At 65.4% G+C, this 19,923-nt stretch carries 13 protein-coding genes, 2 pseudogenes and 1 riboswitch; of the genes and pseudogenes, 10 read left to right on the top strand and 5 right to left on the bottom strand.

The features are described from left to right. Positions 1–105 precede the first annotated feature (105 nt). The 4 genes from ACWIFB_RS09560 to ACWIFB_RS09545 all read left to right on the top strand — a co-directional run bounded on the left by ACWIFB_RS09560 (position 106) and on the right by ACWIFB_RS09545 (position 4,496). On the top strand, positions 106–372 hold the full coding sequence (locus ACWIFB_RS09560; RefSeq protein ID WP_454058121.1) for a DUF1295 domain-containing protein: 267 nt from the start codon (positions 106–108) through the stop codon (positions 370–372). 369 nt (positions 373–741) lie between these two features. Further along, positions 742–836, top strand: a riboswitch (TPP riboswitch). Positions 837–888: 52 nt separating this feature from the next. Next, entirely contained in the window at positions 889–2,283 is a 1,395-nt protein-coding gene (locus tag ACWIFB_RS09555) for an LLM class flavin-dependent oxidoreductase (RefSeq protein WP_454058120.1), read from the top strand. 129 nt (positions 2,284–2,412) lie between these two features. After that, positions 2,413–3,936 (top strand): hypothetical protein, encoded by a 1,524-nt coding sequence (locus ACWIFB_RS09550; RefSeq protein ID WP_454058119.1) that lies wholly within the window; start codon positions 2,413–2,415, stop codon positions 3,934–3,936. Then, the gene (locus tag ACWIFB_RS09545; protein WP_454058118.1) at positions 3,933–4,496 is read left to right on the top strand and encodes a hypothetical protein; all 564 of its coding nucleotides are present in this window, start codon (positions 3,933–3,935) and stop codon (positions 4,494–4,496) included. The genes ACWIFB_RS09550 and ACWIFB_RS09545 overlap by 4 nt, the downstream gene beginning before the upstream one ends. A 19-nt stretch (positions 4,497–4,515) precedes the next feature. Here the strand turns inward: ACWIFB_RS09545 and ACWIFB_RS09540 are convergent, their stop codons facing one another. After that, entirely contained in the window at positions 4,516–5,067 is a 552-nt protein-coding gene (locus tag ACWIFB_RS09540; protein ID WP_454058117.1) for a hypothetical protein, read from the bottom strand. 757 nt (positions 5,068–5,824) lie between these two features. Between ACWIFB_RS09540 and ACWIFB_RS09535 the strand changes: the two genes are divergently transcribed. Beyond that, positions 5,825–7,423, top strand: a complete 1,599-nt coding sequence (locus ACWIFB_RS09535) for an ABC transporter substrate-binding protein (RefSeq protein ID WP_454058116.1) — start codon at positions 5,825–5,827, stop codon at positions 7,421–7,423. A 16-nt stretch (positions 7,424–7,439) separates the two neighbouring features. Here the strand turns inward: ACWIFB_RS09535 and ACWIFB_RS09530 are convergent, their stop codons facing one another. Beyond that, the gene (locus ACWIFB_RS09530; RefSeq protein WP_454058115.1) at positions 7,440–8,087 is read right to left on the bottom strand and encodes a TetR/AcrR family transcriptional regulator; all 648 of its coding nucleotides are present in this window, start codon (positions 8,085–8,087) and stop codon (positions 7,440–7,442) included. 270 nt (positions 8,088–8,357) lie between these two features. Here ACWIFB_RS09530 and ACWIFB_RS09525 point away from each other — a divergent pair, with 270 nt between their 5' ends. From ACWIFB_RS09525 to ACWIFB_RS09505, 5 genes and pseudogenes are all read left to right on the top strand, one after another. Then, positions 8,358–9,707, top strand: a complete 1,350-nt coding sequence (locus ACWIFB_RS09525) for a flavin-containing monooxygenase (RefSeq protein WP_454058136.1) — start codon at positions 8,358–8,360, stop codon at positions 9,705–9,707. 53 nt (positions 9,708–9,760) lie between these two features. Next, positions 9,761–10,882, top strand: coding sequence for a serine hydrolase domain-containing protein (locus ACWIFB_RS09520; protein ID WP_454058114.1), 1,122 nt, complete (start codon positions 9,761–9,763; stop codon positions 10,880–10,882). A 172-nt stretch (positions 10,883–11,054) separates the two neighbouring features. Continuing rightward, positions 11,055–12,257, top strand: a complete 1,203-nt coding sequence (locus ACWIFB_RS09515; RefSeq protein WP_454058113.1) for a hypothetical protein — start codon at positions 11,055–11,057, stop codon at positions 12,255–12,257. A gap of 1,137 nt (positions 12,258–13,394) precedes the next feature. Continuing rightward, positions 13,395–14,459 (top strand): annotated as a pseudogene (locus ACWIFB_RS09510) (IS1380 family transposase); the annotation flags it as partial. 428 nt (positions 14,460–14,887) lie between these two features. Next, positions 14,888–16,762 carry a DUF262 domain-containing protein gene (locus ACWIFB_RS09505; protein ID WP_454058112.1) on the top strand — a complete coding sequence of 625 codons (1,875 nt, stop codon included), beginning with the start codon at positions 14,888–14,890 and terminating at the stop codon, positions 16,760–16,762. 235 nt (positions 16,763–16,997) lie between these two features. Here ACWIFB_RS09505 and ACWIFB_RS09500 read toward each other — a convergent pair whose 3' ends face one another. From ACWIFB_RS09500 to ACWIFB_RS09490, 3 genes and pseudogenes are all read right to left on the bottom strand, one after another. Continuing rightward, positions 16,998–18,113 (bottom strand): hypothetical protein, encoded by a 1,116-nt coding sequence (locus ACWIFB_RS09500; RefSeq protein ID WP_454058111.1) that lies wholly within the window; start codon positions 18,111–18,113, stop codon positions 16,998–17,000. A gap of 178 nt (positions 18,114–18,291) precedes the next feature. Continuing rightward, a pseudogene (locus ACWIFB_RS09495) lies at positions 18,292–18,729 on the bottom strand (SbcC/MukB-like Walker B domain-containing protein); the annotation flags it as partial. A 450-nt stretch (positions 18,730–19,179) separates the two neighbouring features. Beyond that, a complete protein-coding gene (locus ACWIFB_RS09490) occupies positions 19,180–19,638 on the bottom strand; it encodes a hypothetical protein (protein WP_454058110.1) in 459 nt (152 codons plus the stop codon). Positions 19,639–19,923 lie beyond the last annotated feature (285 nt).

The raw sequence follows: 19,923 nt of genomic DNA, 5'->3' as shown, positions 1-19,923 counted from the left end.
AGGGTGCCCGCTGGTCGGGGGGGAGGTGGCGGGGACGACGACGAGGTGGGCAGTCACTGAACATACGCGGCCCATCCGGTGTACCTGCGGTGCCGAATAGCGGACATGGACCAGGTTCCTCACTCCCCCGCCTACTTCCGCGTTGGGATCGCCGGCCCGGACATGGCGGACGTGTTCACCGGTACGCCATCCGCAGCGCCCGATGAGGAGACGCGGGCGAACTCGCGATTGCCGAACTACTTCGATGACGCCAGCGTGTGGTGGAGCAACTGGGTGGCGGTCGCGGCGACGGGCTGGGGCGCGCTGGTCGTCATCGCACCACTGATCGCCACGCACTTCCTCGTGTGGGCGGTCGGCACCCGACGGGGGTGAATGATCCGACTTCCCGAACCGACTGCGACCGGGCGGATCGCAGGGACAGGACGCCTCGAACGCCGACCGCATGACTACGCCCGGTAGACGAGCTTTATGGCGTTGGCCCGGCCGTCGTCGCATGGGCACGAGTAGGGAGAGGCGTCGGTGGGTCACATCAGGTACGGCCTCTTTGCCGCGAAGTCGGCGACGGGCCTGCGCGTGGCCGATGCGGGGGCGGTGGTCACCTCGCAGACCGGGCTCAATGTCTCCGCCGGCGAACTGGTGGCGGCTGCCGAAGTCAGGGGTCTGAGCGCCGTCTCCACGGCAATCCAGGCGGCCCCTGTTGGCCGTCACCGGCAAGGCACGCTGACGCCGACGCGTAGGCTGAGGGGCGACACGGGGTGCCCTGGACGGGGCTGAGATCACACCCGAGCGAACCTGATCGAGTTAGCACTCGCGGAGGGATGTCATCGGCGTAGCCACGGCTGCTCCTGCTCGACGTGGTCACCTCTCACGACCACCGCAAGGAGAACCATGGCTTCGCGACCCGACGCTGCGCACGATCAGCACGCCCGGAGGATCAGGTTCAACGCCTTCGCCATCAACGGCGTGGGGCATCAACTCCCCGGGATCTGGCGGCATCCGGCAGATCGGTCGCGGGACTATACGAACCTCGAACAGTGGACCCGTCTGGCCCGGTTGTTGGAGGGCGGCCTGTTCGACGGCATCTTCCTCGCCGACGCCCTGGGCCCGTACGACGTCTACGGCGATAGCGCCGATGCCGCCCTACGGACCGCGGCAAAGATCCCGATGAACGACCCGATGATGCTGGTCAGCGCAATGGCCGCAGTGACACAGAACCTCGGGTTCGGCATCACCGCGAGCACCTCCGCGGAACACCCGTATACCTTCGCCCGGCGAATGTCGACGCTGGACCACCTCACCCAGGGCCGGGTGGGATGGAACGTGGTGACCGGCTACCTCAAGAGTGCCGCGCAGAACCTGGGCGAGAGCGACCAACTCTCCCATGACGAGCGCTACGACCGGGCGGACGAGTACCTGGAGGTGCTCTACAAGCTGTGGGAGGGCTCCTGGGAGGACGACGCCGTGGTGCTCGATGCGGAGCGGGACATGTACGCCGATCCGGCGAAGGTCCACCCGATCCGCCACGAGGGAACGTACTTCACGGTCCCCGGCGTTCACCTCTCCGAGCCTTCTCCGCAGCGGACCCCGGTGATCTATCAGGCCGGCGCGTCCGCGCGGGGAATCCGCTTCGCGGCCGATCACGCGGAGGCGATCTTCGTGGCGTCCCCGACCATCGACCAGACCAGGGACCAGGTCAGCCGGATCCGGGACGGGCTGGAGTCCGCCGGCCGCGGGCGGGATGCCGCTCGCGTGTACGCGCTGCTCACGATCGTCGTGGACCGGACCGACGAGGCGGCGGCCGAGAAGTACCGCGACATCTTCGCCCACGCCTCGGAGACTGGGAATCTGGTGCTCAACTCGGGATGGTCCGGAGTTGATCTATCCCGGCAGGACCTCGACGCCCCCATGGATCCGGTCGCCACGGACGCCATCCAGACCACTGTGTCGAGCCTGTCTGGGGCTTCCGGCGCCGACGGGCGCTGGACGTTGCGGGACAGCGCCCGGTTCAACGCGACGGGCGGACCCGTGGTGGTGGGCTCGGCGGTCACCGTGGCCGACGCCCTGGAAAGCTACATGGCGGAAACGGACGTCGACGGTTTCAACCTGGCCTACGCGCTCAATCCGGGCACCTGGGAGGACGTCATTGAGCATCTCGTGCCCGAGCTGCAGCGCCGGGGACGGTATCCGCTGGACGCCGAACGCGGCACTCTCCGAGCCCGGATGTTCGGTCACGGGGACCGCCTTCCGGACTCCCACCGCGGGGCTACGAACCGCCGGGGGTGAGACCTGGCCGGTGGGTCAGGTGGAGCGCCGGGTGACAGCCCGGGCGTCGGGACGCGAAGGGGGACGACGACGACACCGTCCATCCCTCCCACGGCACAGAATGCGGGCTATCGGATTCGGCTCTTGGACGTGGACAGCACCATCGGGCCCGACGAGCACATGGCGCTGGTCGAGCAGATGGGCGCCGAGACCACGATGGTGGTGAACTTCGCCACCGCCACCCCGCAGGAGGCGGCGGACTGGGTGAGCTACATGAACGCCCCCGTCGGCACCAGCCCCTGGGCGGACCTGCGGGCAGAGCACGGCCACCCCGAACCGTACGGGGTGACGTGGTGGGAGGTCGGCAACGAGCCCGATGTGGGCGACCAGGCGTACTGGATGGAGCAGGACGCCTCGATCCGCCCCGGAGAACACCCCGAGCGCGCCCACAAGTACGCCTTCGGCGGAGCGACCGAGTTCACCGACCAGCCGCTAACCACCGACTGCGACCGCCGCGCCGACGCCCAGATCAGCGACGGTTCCCCCGACCAGGTCCGCCAGGTGGCCTACGCCCCGGTCGCACCGGATCCGCGGGTGATGGTGGACGGCGCGGTGTGGACTCAGATCCCCACCCTGGACGGTGCGGGACCGGACGACACGGTCTACACCCTGGACCACGAGTCCGGCGAGGTCCGCTTCGGCGACGGCGTCCACGGCTCCGTCCCACCGGAGGGGTCTCGGCTGACGGTGAGCTACACCAGTGGCCCGCGCGCCGGATACGTGGACTTCGTCCGCGCCATGAAGGAGGCGGACCCCGACATCCGCGTCTGCTCCAGCTACCAAGGGGACGCGTTCCTCGCGGCGATCGGGGACGACCCCGCGTTCGACTGTCAGGTCTCGCACCCCTACACCTGGATCGTCTCCCCCATGAACGCCGACCAGACCCACGACCACGTCATGATGGGCAGCGACTGGCAGGCCGCCCACGTCGCCCGGGAGCAGGCCGAGATCCGGCACACCGCCGGACGCGACATCCCGCTGCTGGTCACCGAATACGGCGTGTCGCCGGTCCCCGGTTTCCAGACGTGGCGGGAGCCGGGCAGGGACTACCTGGCCTCGGTGAGTCCGGCGCTGTACGTGGCCACCCAGCTCGCCGCGTTCGCCGAGGGTGGCGTCCCGGTGGCGCTCAAGCACTCCCTGGTCGACGTGCCCGCCGACCACACCGGCGACGAGACGTCCACCACTCTCGGATCGCGCAACGTGGCGATCTTCAGCCCCGGGCCAGATTTCTCCCCGTCCCCCACCGCGCTGGTTCTGCAGATGCTCTCGCCGCTGGCCGGCCAGGAGGTGCTGGCGTCGAAGGTCGAGAACGGTCCCCGCCGGGTGTCCGCGGCCGGGCAGTACGAGGCGCTGGTCACCCTGGCCACCCGATCCGGCGACGACCTCACCCTGACCGTGGTCAACCGCGACCCCGAGCGGGATGTGGAGGCCGAACTCACCCTCCCGGACGGGTACCGCGACGGGGAGGTCGCCACCCTCGACGCCCCACACTTCGACTCGGTGACCGGTGTGGGCATCGTGACCGACACCGTGACCTTTGATGCGGACACCCCCCGACGGGTGTTCCCCGCGCACTCGGTCACCACGATGACGCGGCCAAAGGAGAGTCCGTGAATCCCGCCTCCGCGATAACCCAGGTGTGGCTGCTGGTCTCGGCGCTTGTGGGCACGGTGACCGTGGTGGTCCTGGTGACGGCGGGCCTGCGCCGCGGCTGGTGGTCACTGCGCAGTGACCACGATCCGCTGTGGCGCGCGGCTGGCCTCGCCTGGGGATTGGCGCTCCTGGCGTTGGCCGCTATGGCGGCCGGATGCCTGCTCGCTGCCACGCTGGTGCCGGGGGCGAAATGGGCCGCGATCCTCGCCGCACTCACCACGGTTCTGCTGTGGGCGGCGAGCCTCTGGTCCGACCGGGCCCCGGACGGCCTGGCGTGGCCGGGTAGGCCTACCGCGCGGCCACACCGCCCGATCTGGACTGTGGGTGTGTGGATCCTCGCCGCCAGTTGGGTGCTGCTCTACTGGTCCGCCTCGCAGATGGGCGCACCGGATCCGCCCACGGTCACACACCGGGTCGCGGGCGGCGCGGGCGTGCTGGTGGTCGGCGGGCTGCTGATCGGGGTGGCGCAGGCGGTGCGGCGGCGGTCAGGTGATGTCCGCCCCGATCGAATGGCGAGCTGACTCTTCCCGAGTCGTGAGGTCAGAGCACCACCAGCACCGTGTCCCCCGCACCACGGGCGCACCGCTCTGGCACACCAGCCACCTGATGGACGGGCACCACGGCCGTGGCGGAGGTGAGCTCGCGGCCCACAGGGTGCTCGGCTCCGTCGACCGTCACCGACGGCTTGCCGTTCTGCAGCACGAACGTGGCGTCGGAGGGGAAGATCGCCAGTTGAGGTGCTCCGGCGCCGACAAACGCGAAGCACCCGCCCGGCCCGGTGATGAGTTTGTTGCTCGCGGGGCCCGGCGTACCGGCCGGAACGGAACCGGAGTACTGGAGCCCGAGGACGCCCTGATCCCCGCGGACGGTCACTATGAGCATGCCCACATTGTCCTGGGATTCCGCGTCTGCTCCGGGCGCCCGATCTGCCTCAGGGGCCCCGCCATCGGCGACCTGCGGAGCCGCCGCTGCGGTCGTCGTCTCCGTCACCGTGGTCGCCGTTGACCCCGATCCGCTCGAGCCGCAGGCGGCCAGGCCCAACGGGATGAGGGCCACGACGGTGGGAACGATCAGACGGCGAGTCAATGACACGAACTTCCTCCACCGTTCAGAGCCGGGCGTTGCCATCCAATGCACTCGCGGCGTCGAATTCCAGACATGTACTCGGTTCCGCACTCCCCTCCCCGCGCAGTTTCGCGTGGCCACTACCGCCTCCGAGGCGTCCGAGTTCTTCACCGACGTGGAACTCGCGAGGCAACACGACGACGCGCCCCGCGCCGGGGCTGGGTCGACGATGAGAAAGAATCTGTCACGCCTTCCGGACTACTTCTGTGACCTCTGGTCGTGGTGGGGGGCACGGGGTCGCGGTTGCAGCCACGGGCTGGGGCGCGCTGGTCCTCATCGCACCGCTACTCCTGACCCATTTACTCCTGTGGGCGACCGATGCGTTGCGTACGTTCGCCGGGTTCAGGAACCGAAGCTAAACCGCGAAGCGAGGAAGGGCAGCAAACCCATGCACTCGGGGGTCAGCGCCAAGCACATCGGCTCGTCCGGCCCGGGGCCGAAAAGGTAGCGCAGCGGGTTCTCAAGGGAGCCTTCAGGGAACATCGTTACTCCTCACGATCGGAATCTGTTGTCCTACACGGTATATCGGACCCCGCGCCCGTGCCTGTTACGGCCGTGCGATTGACGGGGACCGCTCCACCACCCTTCGGGCGGGCAGCGCCGCGAGAATCGGCGAAAGCCGCGATTACACGTGTCGACACGAAGTAACGTCCGCTGTTAAGGACGAGCTCCTCCGAGCATCGTCGGCTGTGTGTCAGCGCTTCGCCCTGCTTCTGGAGGCATTGTGAACAAGCTCGCCCTCGCGGTTCTGGCCGCCACCACCCTGACCCTCACCGCGTGTGGCGGCGGCGGAAACGACGCGGTGTCGGCCTCGGGCGGCGACATACGGACCCCGGATGAGACCAGCCGCTGCACCGAGGACATGGCCGGCGGCACCATCACCATGGGCGAGTACGTCATGCTCCCCTCGTTTTCCCCCGGCCAGGGCCACTACGGGCTGCGGGGCGGCGCGCAGTCCGCCGCTATCTACGACCGACTCATGCGCTGGAACCCCGATACGGCCGAGTTCGAGCCCAAGCTCGCCGAGTCGCTCGAGGCGAATGAGGACAACACGGTCTGGACCCTGAAGCTCCGGGACGGCGTGACGTTCTCCAACGGCGATCCGCTCACCGCGGACGATGTGAAGTTCACCGTTGACCTTCACAAGGACCCCTCGACCGCGTCAACGGCCAAAACGGATGTCGACGAGATCGAGACCGTTCGCGTCCTCGACCCGCTGACCGTGGAGTTCGTCCTGGGTGAGCCGTGGGCGGGCTTCCCCTTCGCACTGACCCGCTCCGCCGGCGAGGTGATCCCCGAGGAGGCGTACACCGAAGTCGGCGCCGAGGAGTGGGCCGAGAACCCGATCGGCGCCGGCGCGTACGTCATGGCCAGCAACACCCCCGGCCAGGAAGTCGTCCTGGAACCCAACCCCACGTACTACGGCGGCCCGGTCTGCCCCACCCTGCGCTTCATCTCCATCCCGGGGTCCCAGGCGACCCTCGAGTCGTTCCAGAACGGCGAGATCCAGGTGGGGTATCTGCGAGGCGCCCAGTTCATCAATGACGCCACGCAGGACGACGAGCAGGGGTTCCTCAGCGTGATCAGCTCCGGTCGAGCGATCGTCATGAACAACGGTGCGAAGGGTTACGACGGCGTCTTCACCGACGAGCGGGCGCGCAAGGCCGTGGCACACGCGCTCGACAGGGACCTGATCAACGACCGGCTCACCGGCGGCCTCGGCCAGCCGACCTCGGCGCTACTGGCCGAATCCTCCCGCTTCTACGACGGACAGCGGGGCCCCGATTATGACCAAGAGCTCGCTTCGGAGCTGGTCGAGGAGCTCAAGGCGGAGGGAGACTGGAACGGCGACGTGACCTTGCTGACCAACACCAGCCCCGAGAACATCGAGACCGGCGTGATCATCAAGGCCTTGCTCGACGCCGTGGGCTTCAACGTCACCCTCGAAAACGTTCCCCAGTCACAGCAGGCCGCACGACTCTTCGGGCACGACTACGAGATGACCATCGGCGGCCTCAACCCCTCAGACGCCGATCCCTCGGCGAGCTTCACCGCCTACGTGACGCCCGGCGGGCCGACCAACAACAGTGGCGTCGACAATGCCGAACTCACCGCGGCGGGACGTGGTCTCAAGACCGCCACTGGCCTGGACGAGCAGATTGCTGCGCTCAACCGGTTCCAGGAGATCCACAACCAGGTCATGCCGTTCACGATCTTCGCCAACGCCGAGGAGTACGTGGCCGTGGACGAGAAGGTCAAGGGCGTGGCCCCCACGTCCTCGGGCGTCATGCTCTTCGACGGGGCCTACATCGAGAACCCGTGAGCCGACTGACCACGGGTCATTCGTCTGTCGGTGGCTGGAGCGCAGGAAACCAAATGTCGGCGAGAACCTCGGCGACTGAACGCTCGGGACCGTCGCCCGCGTAGTCGATGGTTCCCTGGACCTCTGCTCGCGTGAAGTAGCGCTCCAGCTGGGTCACCAGCAACTCGACCCGAAACCTGGCCTCGCCGTGCCGGGCACGTGGCCAACGGTTGAGGTACTGCGGCATCGCGTCGGTGAGTTCCTGGATGGAGTGGCGACCGATCGCCTGGAATTCGGGCTCCGCGGCCAGCGCCTGGTCCCACGTGGGAAGAATCTCGCGGTTCCGTGCGAACCAGTCCAGCGCCCGGTCCACCCATGCCACGAACTCGACATGCTCACCGGTGAGCAGAACTGCATCCAGGTCCCGGTACACCTCCTTGGCGCGGTACTCGGTGGTCTCCGCACTGATGCTCGCGAGCAAGTCCATCTTGTTCTTGAAGTGCAGGTAGAAGGTGGCCCGGCTGCAGCCGACGGCCCGCGTGATGTCGTCGATCGTCACGTTCGGGTAGCTACGGGCGACGAACAGTTGTCGTCCGTGGTCCAGCAATGCCCTGCGCGTGTGGCGCTTCTGTTCGTCGCGCAGATTCGGCGCAGCGGGCCGCCCGGCCCCGTCTCTCGTCTCCACTGTCGTGCACCCTTCGCGAGCAGTCTCCGGCAGTTGAAGCCTACGGCCGTTCTCGCACGACACCTCAACAACTCACTAGACATAGCGTCAGTGAGGCGTACAGTATGACCCAGATCACAAAACCAGCTGGTGCGGGGGCATGCCCCGATCACATTTCGGTCGCCGCCACACAGCCCTTCGACATGGCGAAAGGACACCATTGTGACCAGCGCTTCGAGTTCCTTCACCCCGGCGTTCGCCGGCAACAACGCGTCGGACAAGACCGTATGCATCATCGGCGCGGGCTGCTCCGGCATCACCACCGCCAAGCGCCTCAAGGACTACGGCATCGCCTTTGACTGCTTCGAGACCTCCGACGATGTGGGCGGCAACTGGTACTACAACAACCCCAACGGAATGTCCTCGGCATACCAGTCCCTTCACATCGACACCTCCACCACCCGGCTGGAGTTCGAGGACTTCCCCGCCCCGGATCACTGGCCCCACTTTCCCCACCACACCCTGATGCACCAGTACTTCCGCGATTACGTGGACCACTTCGGCCTCCGGGAGTCCATCACGTTCAACACCCGCGTTGAGAACGCCGAACGGCGTCCCGGCGGGGGGTGGGACATCACCCTGTCCACCGGGGAAACCCGCACGTACGACGCTCTCGTCGTGGCAAACGGGCACCACTGGAACCCGCACACCCCGGATTACCCCGGCACCTTCGACGGGGCGATCATCCACAGCCACGAATACCGGTCCCCGACGGACCCGGTCGACATGCACGGCAGTCGCGTGATGGTGGTGGGCATGGGGAATTCCGGCCTCGACATCGCCTCCGAGCTGTCCAGCCGTACCGTCGCCGAGCACGTGTGGGTATCCGCACGGCGTGGCGTGTGGGTGCTGTCCAAGTATCGGGGCGGCAAGCCGGCGGACAAGATGATGATGCCGCCATGGATGCCCAAGAAACTGGGACTGAAGATCTCCCGTCGAGCGATCCGCAAGGGCATCGGCAACATGGAGGACTATGGTCTCCCGGCGCCTGATCACGAACCGCTCGCCGCACACCCGTCGGTGAGCATCGACTTCCTGGAGAAGTCCGGTTCCGGAGACCTGACCTGTGTACCCGCCATCGAACGCTTCGACGGTGACGCGGTGATCCTCACCGACGGCCAACGCATCACGGTGGACGCGATCGTCTTTGCCACCGGCTACACGATGTCCTTCCCCTTCTTCGACGACCGGGAGCTCCACCCCGACTCCGAGCACCGGTACCCGTTGTTCAAGCGCATCATCAAGCCCGGCGTCGACGACCTGTACTACGCGGGCCTCGCGCAGTCGTCCCCCACGATCGTCAACCTGGCCGAACAACAGAGCAAACTCATTGCCCGGCACTTGGTCGGCGAGTACCAGCTCCCCTCCGTGGCGGAGATGACCGAGAAGATCGTCCACGACGAGGACAAGCATCTGGGTCAGTACTACAACGCCCGCAGGCACACCATCCAGATCGACTTCGCCCGATATACCAGGGATCTCCTCGCCGAGATCGACGCTGGCGAGCACCGCGCCCGAGGGCAGGTGCCTCCGCGACCGACCCTCGCGCGGCGACTTCTGGACAAGGCGGGTGTGCAATGACGGGTGCTGCAGTGGAGGGGACATGCACCCCACGGTTCCGGGCGGTGCGAGAGATGTTCACTCGCAGAATCGAGGGCGGCGAGGAGCTGGGCGCGTCGCTGTGCGTGATCCAGGGCGAGGACGTGGTCGTGGACCTGTGGGGTGGGACGGCGGACGCCGCGTCGTCGCGTCCGTGGGAGAAGGACACGGTGGCCAACACCTACTCGTTGACCAAGACCATGACGGCCCTGGCGGCGCTGGTTCTCATCGATCGAGATCTTCTTGACCCCGATGCCGCCGTTGCCGACTACTGGCCGGAGTTTGCCGCCGCCGGTAAGGGTCGCGGCAGTGGGGGACGGATCGGCGAGGGTACCGTTCTGGTGCGCCATGTTCTCGGCCACACCAGTGGACTCGCCGGCTGGAGTCAGCAGGTCCGCATCGAGGACGTCTACGACACCCCCTCCGCTGCCGCGCTGCTCGCAGCCCAGGAACCGTGGTGGACGCCGGGCGACGGCTCGGGATACCACGCGATCTCCTTCGGCACCCTTGTAGGCGAACTCGTGCAACGCATCACCGGAATGTCGCTGGGCGCCTTCTTTGCCAAGGAGATCGCCGGACCACTGGAGGCCGACTACTGGATCGGCGCGCCGCCGGGCCTGCTCGACACTCCCGAGCGGATAGCGACCATGGCCGCGCCACCGCCGACTGGATTCGACCTGACCTCCGTTCCTGCCGAGAACATCACCCGCCGCACGTTGACCAATCCGGCGTTCAGTCCTGACCTGACGACCGACCCTGATTTCCTTGCGGCTGAACTCGGTGCGGTGAACGGGCAGGGACATGCCCGGTCCGTGGCCAGGATCCAGTCGATCCTCACCTGCGCGGGCACGGTGGACGGTCACCGGTTCGTCTCACCAACGACAATCGACCGCATCGTCGAGACGCAAGCCGACGGCACAGACCGGGTTCTCGGCGCCCCGATCCGCTTCGGGCTCGGGTGGGCACTACCGAGCGCGTCCATGCCCGGGGTGCCTACGGGCAGGGTGTGCTGGTGGACCGGGTACGGCGGGTCGGTCGTCACGGCGGACCTGGACCGCGGGATCACCGTCGCCTACGTAATGAACAAGATGTCGCCCGAGCTCGTCGGGGCCGCGCGACCGAACGACTACCTCGAGGCGATCTACTCAGCGGTGTGACGATCTCACGTCTGATCATGCCGTTCCGGTCGGTGGTCCCCGAGGCGGGAATGTCACCGCTTGGTGTGGACCCCGGGGGTCGACCCCGACAACGCGGCGGTGAGCCCGGAGTAGCACTCGGTTTCGTTCACGCACGCTCCGAGGACGCGTGAACGATGTCAGGATGACCGGTATGGCTCAGCGACGGTCACGCCTGGTCGCCGTTGTCGTCGTCGTCCTCCTCACCGGACTCGTCGCGGCGGTCCTGGTCTACTCCGGCGTCCGGCAAAGCAGGGTCGTCGTGGACGCCGAACCCACCGGCCTGGTGGTCTCCGAGGGGCTCTTCGGCGCCAACCACCGGTACCCGTTCGGCTCGTTCACCCCCGACCGCGAGCCGCAGCAGGGACTCGTCGACAGCGCCCGATCCGCGGGGATCAGCATGCTGCGCTATCCCGGCGGCACGGTGGCCAACACCTTCCGGTGGAAACGGGCGACCGGGCCGCGTGAGGACAGAGGCTGCCAGACCGGCGGCGGCGACGGTGCCCCACTGGACAGCACCATCGGGCCTGACGAGCACATGGCACTGGTCGAGCAGATGGGCGCGGAGACGACGATGGTCGTGAACTTCGCCACCGCCACCCCGCAAGAGGCGGCGGACTGGGTGAGCTACATGAACGCCCCCGTCGGCACCAGCCCCTGGGCGGACCTGCGGGCCGCACACGGCCACCCCGAACCGTACGGGGTGACGTGGTGGGAGGTCGGCAACGAACCCGACGTGGGCGACCAGGCGTACTGGATGGAGCAGGACCCCACGATCCTGCCCACCGAGCACCCCGAGCGCGCCCACAAATACGTCTACGGCGGGACGACCGAGTTCACCGATCAGCCGCTGACCACCGACTGCGACCGGCGCACGGACGCCCAGATCAGCGACGGCTCCCCCGGCCAGGTCCGCCAGGTGCCCTACGCTCCGGTCGCCCCTGGCCCGCGGGTGATGGTGGACGGCGACGACTGGGCGCGGGTGTCCACCCTGGACGGTGCGGGACCGGACGACACCGTCTACACCGTGGACCTCGAAACCGGCGAAGTCCGCTTCGGTGACGGCGTCAACGGCTCCGTCCCACCGGAGGGGTCCCGGCTGACGGTGAGCTACACCAGTGGCCCGCGCGCCGGATACGTGGACTTCGTCCGCGCCATGAAGGAGGCGGACCCCGACATCCGCGTCTGCTCCAGCTACCAAGGGGACGCGTTCCTCGCGGCGATCGGGGACGACCCCGCGTTCGACTGTCAGGTCTCGCACCCCTACACCTGGATCGTCTCCCCCATGAACGCCGACACCGCCGGCTCCGGCCCGCAGGCGCCCACCCCCAGCGCGCCGGCCACCACAGCGGCGTAGACCATCACACGGGGGATCGGGCATGCCGCGTGAGGTGTGGCGACGGGTCCTGGACCGCTATCCGGGGACCCGGGTCCTGGAGGTCTAACCCGGGACCGAGGCCGACGTGGTTCTGGTCAACCTGTCGAACTCCAAGCCCGGTGCACGCGGTGCCCGGCACGGCCGAGGTTCGGCTCGTCGAGGTCGATGCGGGCTCGGGCGCGATCCTGGCCGGTCGCGATGGCTTCGCCGTTCCGAGTGAGGTCGGCGCGCCGGGAGCGCTTCTCAGTCGGCCCCGCCTCGGGGTGGAGGCCTCCGCGCGTCAGCTCCGTGGGGTGTTCCGTCCGGGCGACACGTGGGTATCCAACGATGACCTCTTCGAGCGCGACCGGGACGGCGATTTCTGGCTCCTCGGATCAGCAAGCGCAGTGGTCCACACTGCGTACGGACCGGTGTACCCCATCCAGGTAGCCGACGCGCTCGGGGACCTGCCCGAGGTGGATCTGGCCGTGGTGTACGGCGTCCCCGCCGCGGCGGGCCAGGTCGCAGTGGCCGCGGTGAGCAAGTGGGGTTCGGAGGCGATCTCCGCGGCCGACGTCGGTGGTTCACTCGCCTCGGTCCCGGCCGACGGGCAACCGGACATCGTCCACGTCGTGCCCGACATCCCGGTGACCAACCGGTATCGGCCGGACGCCACGGCGCTCGCCGCGCGGGGCCGCCAAGGCCGGAACGCGCACCTGGATCCGCGCTCCAGACACGGGCGGGTACGTGCGGCTGATCAAGCCCGTGCGGGATGGGCAGGTGTCACCGACCGAGTAGAAAAAGTCGACGACGACGACAACCTCGCCCCCGACACCGGTGAGAAAAGTCTGAATCTCACCGCATCTCTGGCGCTATCCGACCGAGTTTCACACAGCTTCGCACCCAGGCCCGCACGACGTTCGCGCATCGGGCGCCACGAAGCTGAACAGTCGACCGCCCACGCTGAGGATCCGAAATCGCGGACGCCACTGGCCGACGGTCACGCCACAGACACAGAGTCGGCTCAGCCGGTCGACCTCATGGTTCCACACGATGGCCTCCAGGCCGTCGCCGTTCAGCTCGACCAGCCCGTCGCGGCGAATCCGTACGAACACGTCGTGGAACGGTTGATCCGCGGTCGCTCGTGCCCGCACGCGGCGGCACGTGTGGTCCCAGCTGCCAGGCGGGGTGCCCGCATCGGCGTGTGCGGGCCGGGATCTGGGACCGACGGCCGTGCTCGACGTGGATGCCACCATCGTGGTCACCCACAGCGAGAAGGAACATGCAGCTCCGACGTACAAGCGCACCTTCGGCTACCACCCGATCGGCGTGTGGTGCGACAACACGTCCGAGTTCCTCGCGGCGAGCCTGCGCCCAGGCAACGCCGGGTCAAACACCGCCGCCGATCACATCGAGGTCCTTGGCCAGGCGATCGCGCAGATCCCCGCCAACCATCGACGTGATCTGCTGATCCGCTCCGATGGTGCCGGCGCCTCCCACGACCTGTTGAACTGGGTCACCGAGCAGAACCGTCTCCGTGGTCGACGAGTGGAGTACTCGGTCGGCTTCTCGATCACCGCCCCGATACGCCGAGCCATCGCGACCTGCCCCGAGGAAGCGTGGGGGCCGGCGCTCAACCCTGGCGGTGATATCCGAGACGGAGCCGAGGTCGACGAGCTGACCGGGTGCCTCAGCCCAAGGATGCTGGCCAAGTGGCCGGACGGGATGCGGGTCATCGTCCGCCGCGAACGGCCCCATCCGGGTGCTCAGTTGTCGATGTTCGAGGAGATCGACGGGTGGCGTTACCAGGCGTTTGCCACCAACACCGCCAGCGGCCAGCTGCAATTCCTCGAAGCCAGGCACCGGGCTCACGCCCGGGTCGAGGACCGGATCCGCCACGCCAAAGACACTGGCCTGGGCCGTCTGCCTTCACGCGAGTTCGCCCTCAACCAGGCGTGGCTGGTGGCGGTGATGCTCGCCGCAGATCTGATGGCCTGGACGCGGATGATGGCCTGCACCGGCGACGCCGCTGTCCTGGCGTTGTGCGAGCCCAAGGCGCTGCGCTACCGCTTCCTCCACGCCGCGGCCCGACTGCCCCGCAGCGGCCGGCGACGACGGGTGAAAATCCCTGAAACTTGGCCCTGGGCGGTCGCTATCGTCGCCGTGTTCAGCACGATCGCCGCGATCCCCAAACCCGCCTGACCTCACCTGCCCGCCCACGACAGCACCACCCGGAGACCCGCCACCGGCAGCGCCAGCCGGCGCTCCCGCATGCCCGTAGACGAAATCGAACCCACCGTCACCCGGCAGTAGCAGTCCTCACACTCCATGAATCACCGGGGCTAGGCCCATGTTCCGACGAAATGAGCCGGAACTAATAATCGCCAAAGCTTGGGCCGACTGCCCCAACTATCGTCCGCCGTCTAGTGGATGGTCAAATAGTTCGGCCCAACGCCAACCTTCTGAACGACTTGCCGCCTGGACGACGGGACCTAGCGACGCCGGTCAGGTCGCACGACCACCCCTGGAACAGTATCTTCGCGGTTATCTGACTAATTACCGCCGCTCGAGCCGCTACGCAGATAGTCTCAAATCATTACCACGACAGCAAGATGTCCAGGAGTGAACCTATGACGATTACCCCTCACTACCGAACCATAAAGGGCCTACTGCAGACTCGGTCTTTTTCCATCGACGAGTACCAGCGCGAGTACAAGTGGGAAAGAGACAACATAGAGGAATTGGTCACCGACTTGCAGAACAAGTTTTTGACCTATTACTCCCCCGGAGATAGACCGAAGAACGCCACCGAGTACGGAGATTACTTCCTCGGCTCGATCATTGTCACTCAACGCGGAACGAAAAGCTACCTCATAGACGGCCAGCAGCGCGTCACCTCACTCACGCTGCTACTCATTTATCTGTACCGTGAGGCGCAGACAAGAGATCTTCCAGTGAAGTCAACGCTCGAACCTCTAATATTTTCGGACGACTATGGTGAGCGCAAGTTCAACTTAGATATAACCGAGAGGGTCCCTGCATTAAGAGCCCTATTCAACGGCGAGCCGTACGCGACGACCGGAAAAGACGAGTCAATTGCGACCATCATGTCAAGGTATCGAGATCTTGAAGATCTTGACTTGGCTGGCGAATTGGGAGAAGGTCTCGAAACCTTTATATACTGGCTCATCGGCAACGTCGGACTTATCGAGATCTCAACTGCGAGCGATCAGCACGCGTATTCGATTTTTGAGACCATGAACGACCGAGGGAAGCCACTCAGCCCCGTCGATATGTTGAAGGCCTACCTCCTCGGAGGAATAGATGATGCAGAAAATCGGGCGTCCGCTAATCAGGTTTGGAAGAAGACGGTTCTAGAACTGAACTCTTGGGGACCGGAACCAGACACTGAGCGCGATGCCTCTTTCGTTAAGGCTTGGCTGCGAGCGCAGTACGCAGAATCGACACGTGACCGACGAGCCGGATCAGTCGATCGTGATTGGGAGTTGATTGGATCAGCATTCCACCGGTGGGTGAGAGATAACGAACAGCGAATCGGCGTTGGCGACACCACCCGAAACATCAGGTTGATGACAAGCGACATACCGTTCTTTGCGCGGGCCTACCGGACCATTCTCGATGCTCGCTCCAATTATACGGCTGGGCTCGAACCGGTTTTCTACAACGCCCACAATGAGTTCACATGGCAGAGCACAGTTCTGCTCGCACCGCTCATTGTCGGAGATGACGACGAAACTGTACGTCGCAAGTTTGCCGCAGTGGCCACCTATCTTGATATATGGATAATGCGGCGGACCGTGAACTACATTCGCGTCGCCTACTCAAGCGTTAGTTACGCGATGTGGTCCCTGTGCAGAGATATTCGCGGCCTCTCGTTGCCTGAGTTAATCGACACGCTGCGCATCAAACTGGAGCAAGACGAGAAGGAGGTCTCTCTGGAAGGTAGCCCGAGCCGTGGCCGGTCGGGAATTAGAGATCTCAGACTCAACCAGTTCAGCAAGCGATACATCTTCCACCTTCTTGCCCGTCTGACCTCTTATACCGACTACCAGTCGGGCCGGCCAGACACCTTCGATAAGTTGGTCGATCGCACCATGAAAAACCCTTGGGACATTGAGCACATCTGGGAAGACGCCTTTGAGCGCTATTCGTCCGACTTCTCTGACAAACAGGAGTTTCGAGACACTCGCAATCATATCGGCGGCTTACTCCTGCTCCCCGCCGATGTGAACCGCAGCTACCAGGACAAACCGTTCGAGACGAAGGCTCCTCATTACGCTAAACAGAACCTTTACGCGGCAAGCCTAACGGAAGCGGCTTACCGGCATCAACCTCAGTTCGTTTCGTTCATAGAACGTGAGCACCTCCCATTCAAGGCATACGAAACTTTCGGAAAATTCGAGCAGATGGAGCGCCGGGAGCTCGTACTGGAGCTCGCGCATCGAGTGTGGGACCCGAAACGCCTAGACCAGTACATGCCATAAGGAACGCCGATAACTGACTCTCAGCCAGCTGGGCGCCCCTGATAGCGCCCGTCCAAGTGAGTTATTAGGGCATCGAGAAGGGCGGGAAGCATAGTTTTGCAGAGGTACGACGTTTCGCTTACCCCGCGGGAAGGTCTTAGGCGAGTGGGGCGTCCTACTCGCTGGGCGGGGGAAGTGCGCCTGCGGCAACCTCTATTAGCGGAGCTGTCTTGCCTACGCAGCGGGTTTAGAGTGACTACTCGGAGGCCGCTTGGAGGGCGTCGCCCAGACCGACAGTCGAATGGTCGATTTCCACCGCTCGTTCGAGCGCTGCCTCGGCCAACAACACGTTGTGAGCATCAGCGTAACGGCCGGAGACACGCCCTTTACGCGTCCTGTCCAAGGCGTATCTGGCCGCCGCGCAGCGTATCTCGTCTGACCTGCTGATGGCCTTCACGAACTTTGCCGGAGAATTGAACAACAGGAACTCCGCGTTGGGCCCCGAGGACTTGTGCACGTGGCCAGCCATCGACGCGCCGTGACGCTTCAGCGCCAACCAGGTCATGCGGGACGGAAGCATGGTGCTGTCCGTCGCCACCCCTAACATCAACCTGCCGTCAGGTAACTCATTGATGTAGAAGACCTCAAGCATTCCCATATTGAGCGTTACCAGGCGCTTGGCTGCGCCACTCAACTTCAAGTTGGGTAGACACGACAGCGACCAGAACTGTCCCTGAGTCCGCCTCGGGAAGAGCACACACCCACGTAGATACGTCGCGATAGCCTCCACGATCAACACGTACTCGGAATGGGAGGAGAGCTTCTCGAACTTGGCCTCCGAGCGGAACACCGCCGATTGGCCTCCGAGCACCGACTGCTCGTCACCCCCAAACTGGTGATCAACGAGATTGGCTCCAGCAGGGCTGCTGAACCACGCCTTCTGCTCCTCCACCGAGACGAGCTCGTCCAGCACAGACGTTCCGTAGATGGCAGCGCTGTGTTCCCGGTTGAAACACGTGAACTTCTTCCGGCAGAGGTCGTAGATTAGTTCGCGCTCTGCCGCCCGGAGGATCCCTGTATCTGGTACTTCTGGCAAGTATCGGAAGGACTGGATGTTCGCATGATCGAAGTTCTCGACATGCTGCCTCAACCTCGTCACCACTGACGTGCTGGAGATCCCAACATAAACTTGGTGGGCTTCCCCCTCCCACATGTAGAGACCCGCTGGTCTGCCGCCATGTTGCTTCGCAAGAGATCGGAGCGCACTATCAGTCATCGCGGTCGCCGGCCCAAACTCCTGCTGATCTGCCCACGCCGCTAGGGCAGGATCGGGCGCCCAACCTGGAATAAGCGTGTTGTTGAGAGAAGCCATTCGCGAAGACTAGCGCCCGGGTACGACACGCCGTGGGCTGACGGTAGGCGTACGTCAGAAGTGGCCCCTCTGGGGTTCACCCGCGGTCGATACTCGATCTCGCTCGCGCGTTTCCGAATGGTCGCCGCCAAGACGACGCTTCGCGGCATTACCGTTCGCGGCCGTCCGGATTCGCCTCTCAGCCGAGCCCGTTCTGCTTCTGGTACTCCTCGGTCGTCATCTGCACGAGCCGCGAGTAGCGGCCCTCCACGTTGTCCACGTAGCCGATCGTCCGCACGTAGGGCGCGATCACGTGCACCTTCTGCAGCGGGGTCACGATGAGCAGCTGGATACCGAGCTTGGCGAACAGCTCCAGCGCGTAGCGGGTGGAGGCGTCTGAGCCGCGGCCGAAGGCCTCGTCGATCACCGCAAAGCGGAAGTCGCGCGCCTTGGCCGCTCCCCATTCCAGGCCGAACTGGTAGGCCAGCGAGGCGGCGAGGATGGTGTAGGCCAGCTTCTCCTTCTGCCCGCCGGACTTGCCGTCGGAGTCGCGGTAGTGCTCGAACTCGCGGTCGGTCTCGCGGTCGCGCTCGGAGGCGGAGAAGGTGAACCAGTTGCGCACGTCGGTCACCCGCGCGCATGCGCGGCGCGCAACATCCGCCACGCGGGATGCCGCTCGCGCAGCGCCTCGATCTGCGCGTACTCCACGTAGGGGCTCCTCGGGGTGGGCGGACTGTCGGTGACGGCGACTCGTGCGCCGAGGGGACAGTCTAGGAGCGGCGGGTGACGAGGGTTCGCGAGGGCGACAGGTGGTGTCAGTGGGATGAGTACGACGACGACATCATCGGCGCGGCAGGCGTTGACCCGCCGCGGGCCATCCGCGGGATGACGAGGTACGCCGCCTCGGGATTCTCTACCCGCCGCCGATGCGGCTGCGCTGCCGCGCAAGGCTGACAGCGCGATCAGTGATACCGCGATCGGAACACATCAGACCAACCGGCCCCAGGCCGAATGCATGGCGCATCCCCTTATTCGCGGAAACGCTGTGTGGGCAGTTCGCGACCGGACCGTCCTCTGACCTGTACGGTCAGCCGATAAGCCGCACTCGACTTCGCTTGCCAGTAAGCGGAGAAATCCCCCGGCTCGGACTAGTCCGCGATTTGGCTTGCTTCTTCTTCCTACCAGAGCGCCCCTTTGAGCGATTCTTCTGGGTGTTCGAGTCCTTCTTCTTTTGTGTTTCGTTCTTCGCCGACCGGGCGCCATCCTGTGACCTGTCCCAGCTGGAGACGTCAACCTGCCCCACGTCCTCACCGTGGTCGCCGAAGCGATTCCGGAGGTTCCCCTCCCGCAATCGGAGCAGCTCAAGATTGTCCTCCAATTTCGCCTCCTCATAACGTGGGAACGTGTCGCCGTTCCTGAGGCGAGTTTGACGCCAAGCCTCTATTTGCTCTTCGACGGACGCGATCTGACGACGCAGAAGGTGCAGGTCCTCCCTTCCTGTTGCGTCTTCCGCCCCCAAGGAGGTCTGTCCTCCGGTGCGGGTCACCACAGAATCCTTCCCATTTCCCAATCCGGACTCCTCGCTAGAGCATTGCAGGGTCGTACATAACCTAACGCTTACGCAACAGAAGGCGCGCGAGAGGTACGGAAGACCGAGGCAACCGCCACGTTGAAGACAGGGGCTGATGGTTCTCGACCGGCGACTGGGGCTGATGGTTCTCGACCAGAAGGCCCCCGAGATTTCAGCGTCGTCTGAACAATGACCGGCCGGGCAGTCCTCGCGCCTCCTCTGAGACCCGTCCAGGTTCGCCTGCATAATGCAGTGAGCACC

This window comes from Dietzia sp. NPDC055340 (genome assembly GCF_053645335.1).
The sequence above is the reverse complement of the archived record's forward strand: the minus strand, read 5'-3'. Positions and strand labels throughout refer to the sequence as shown.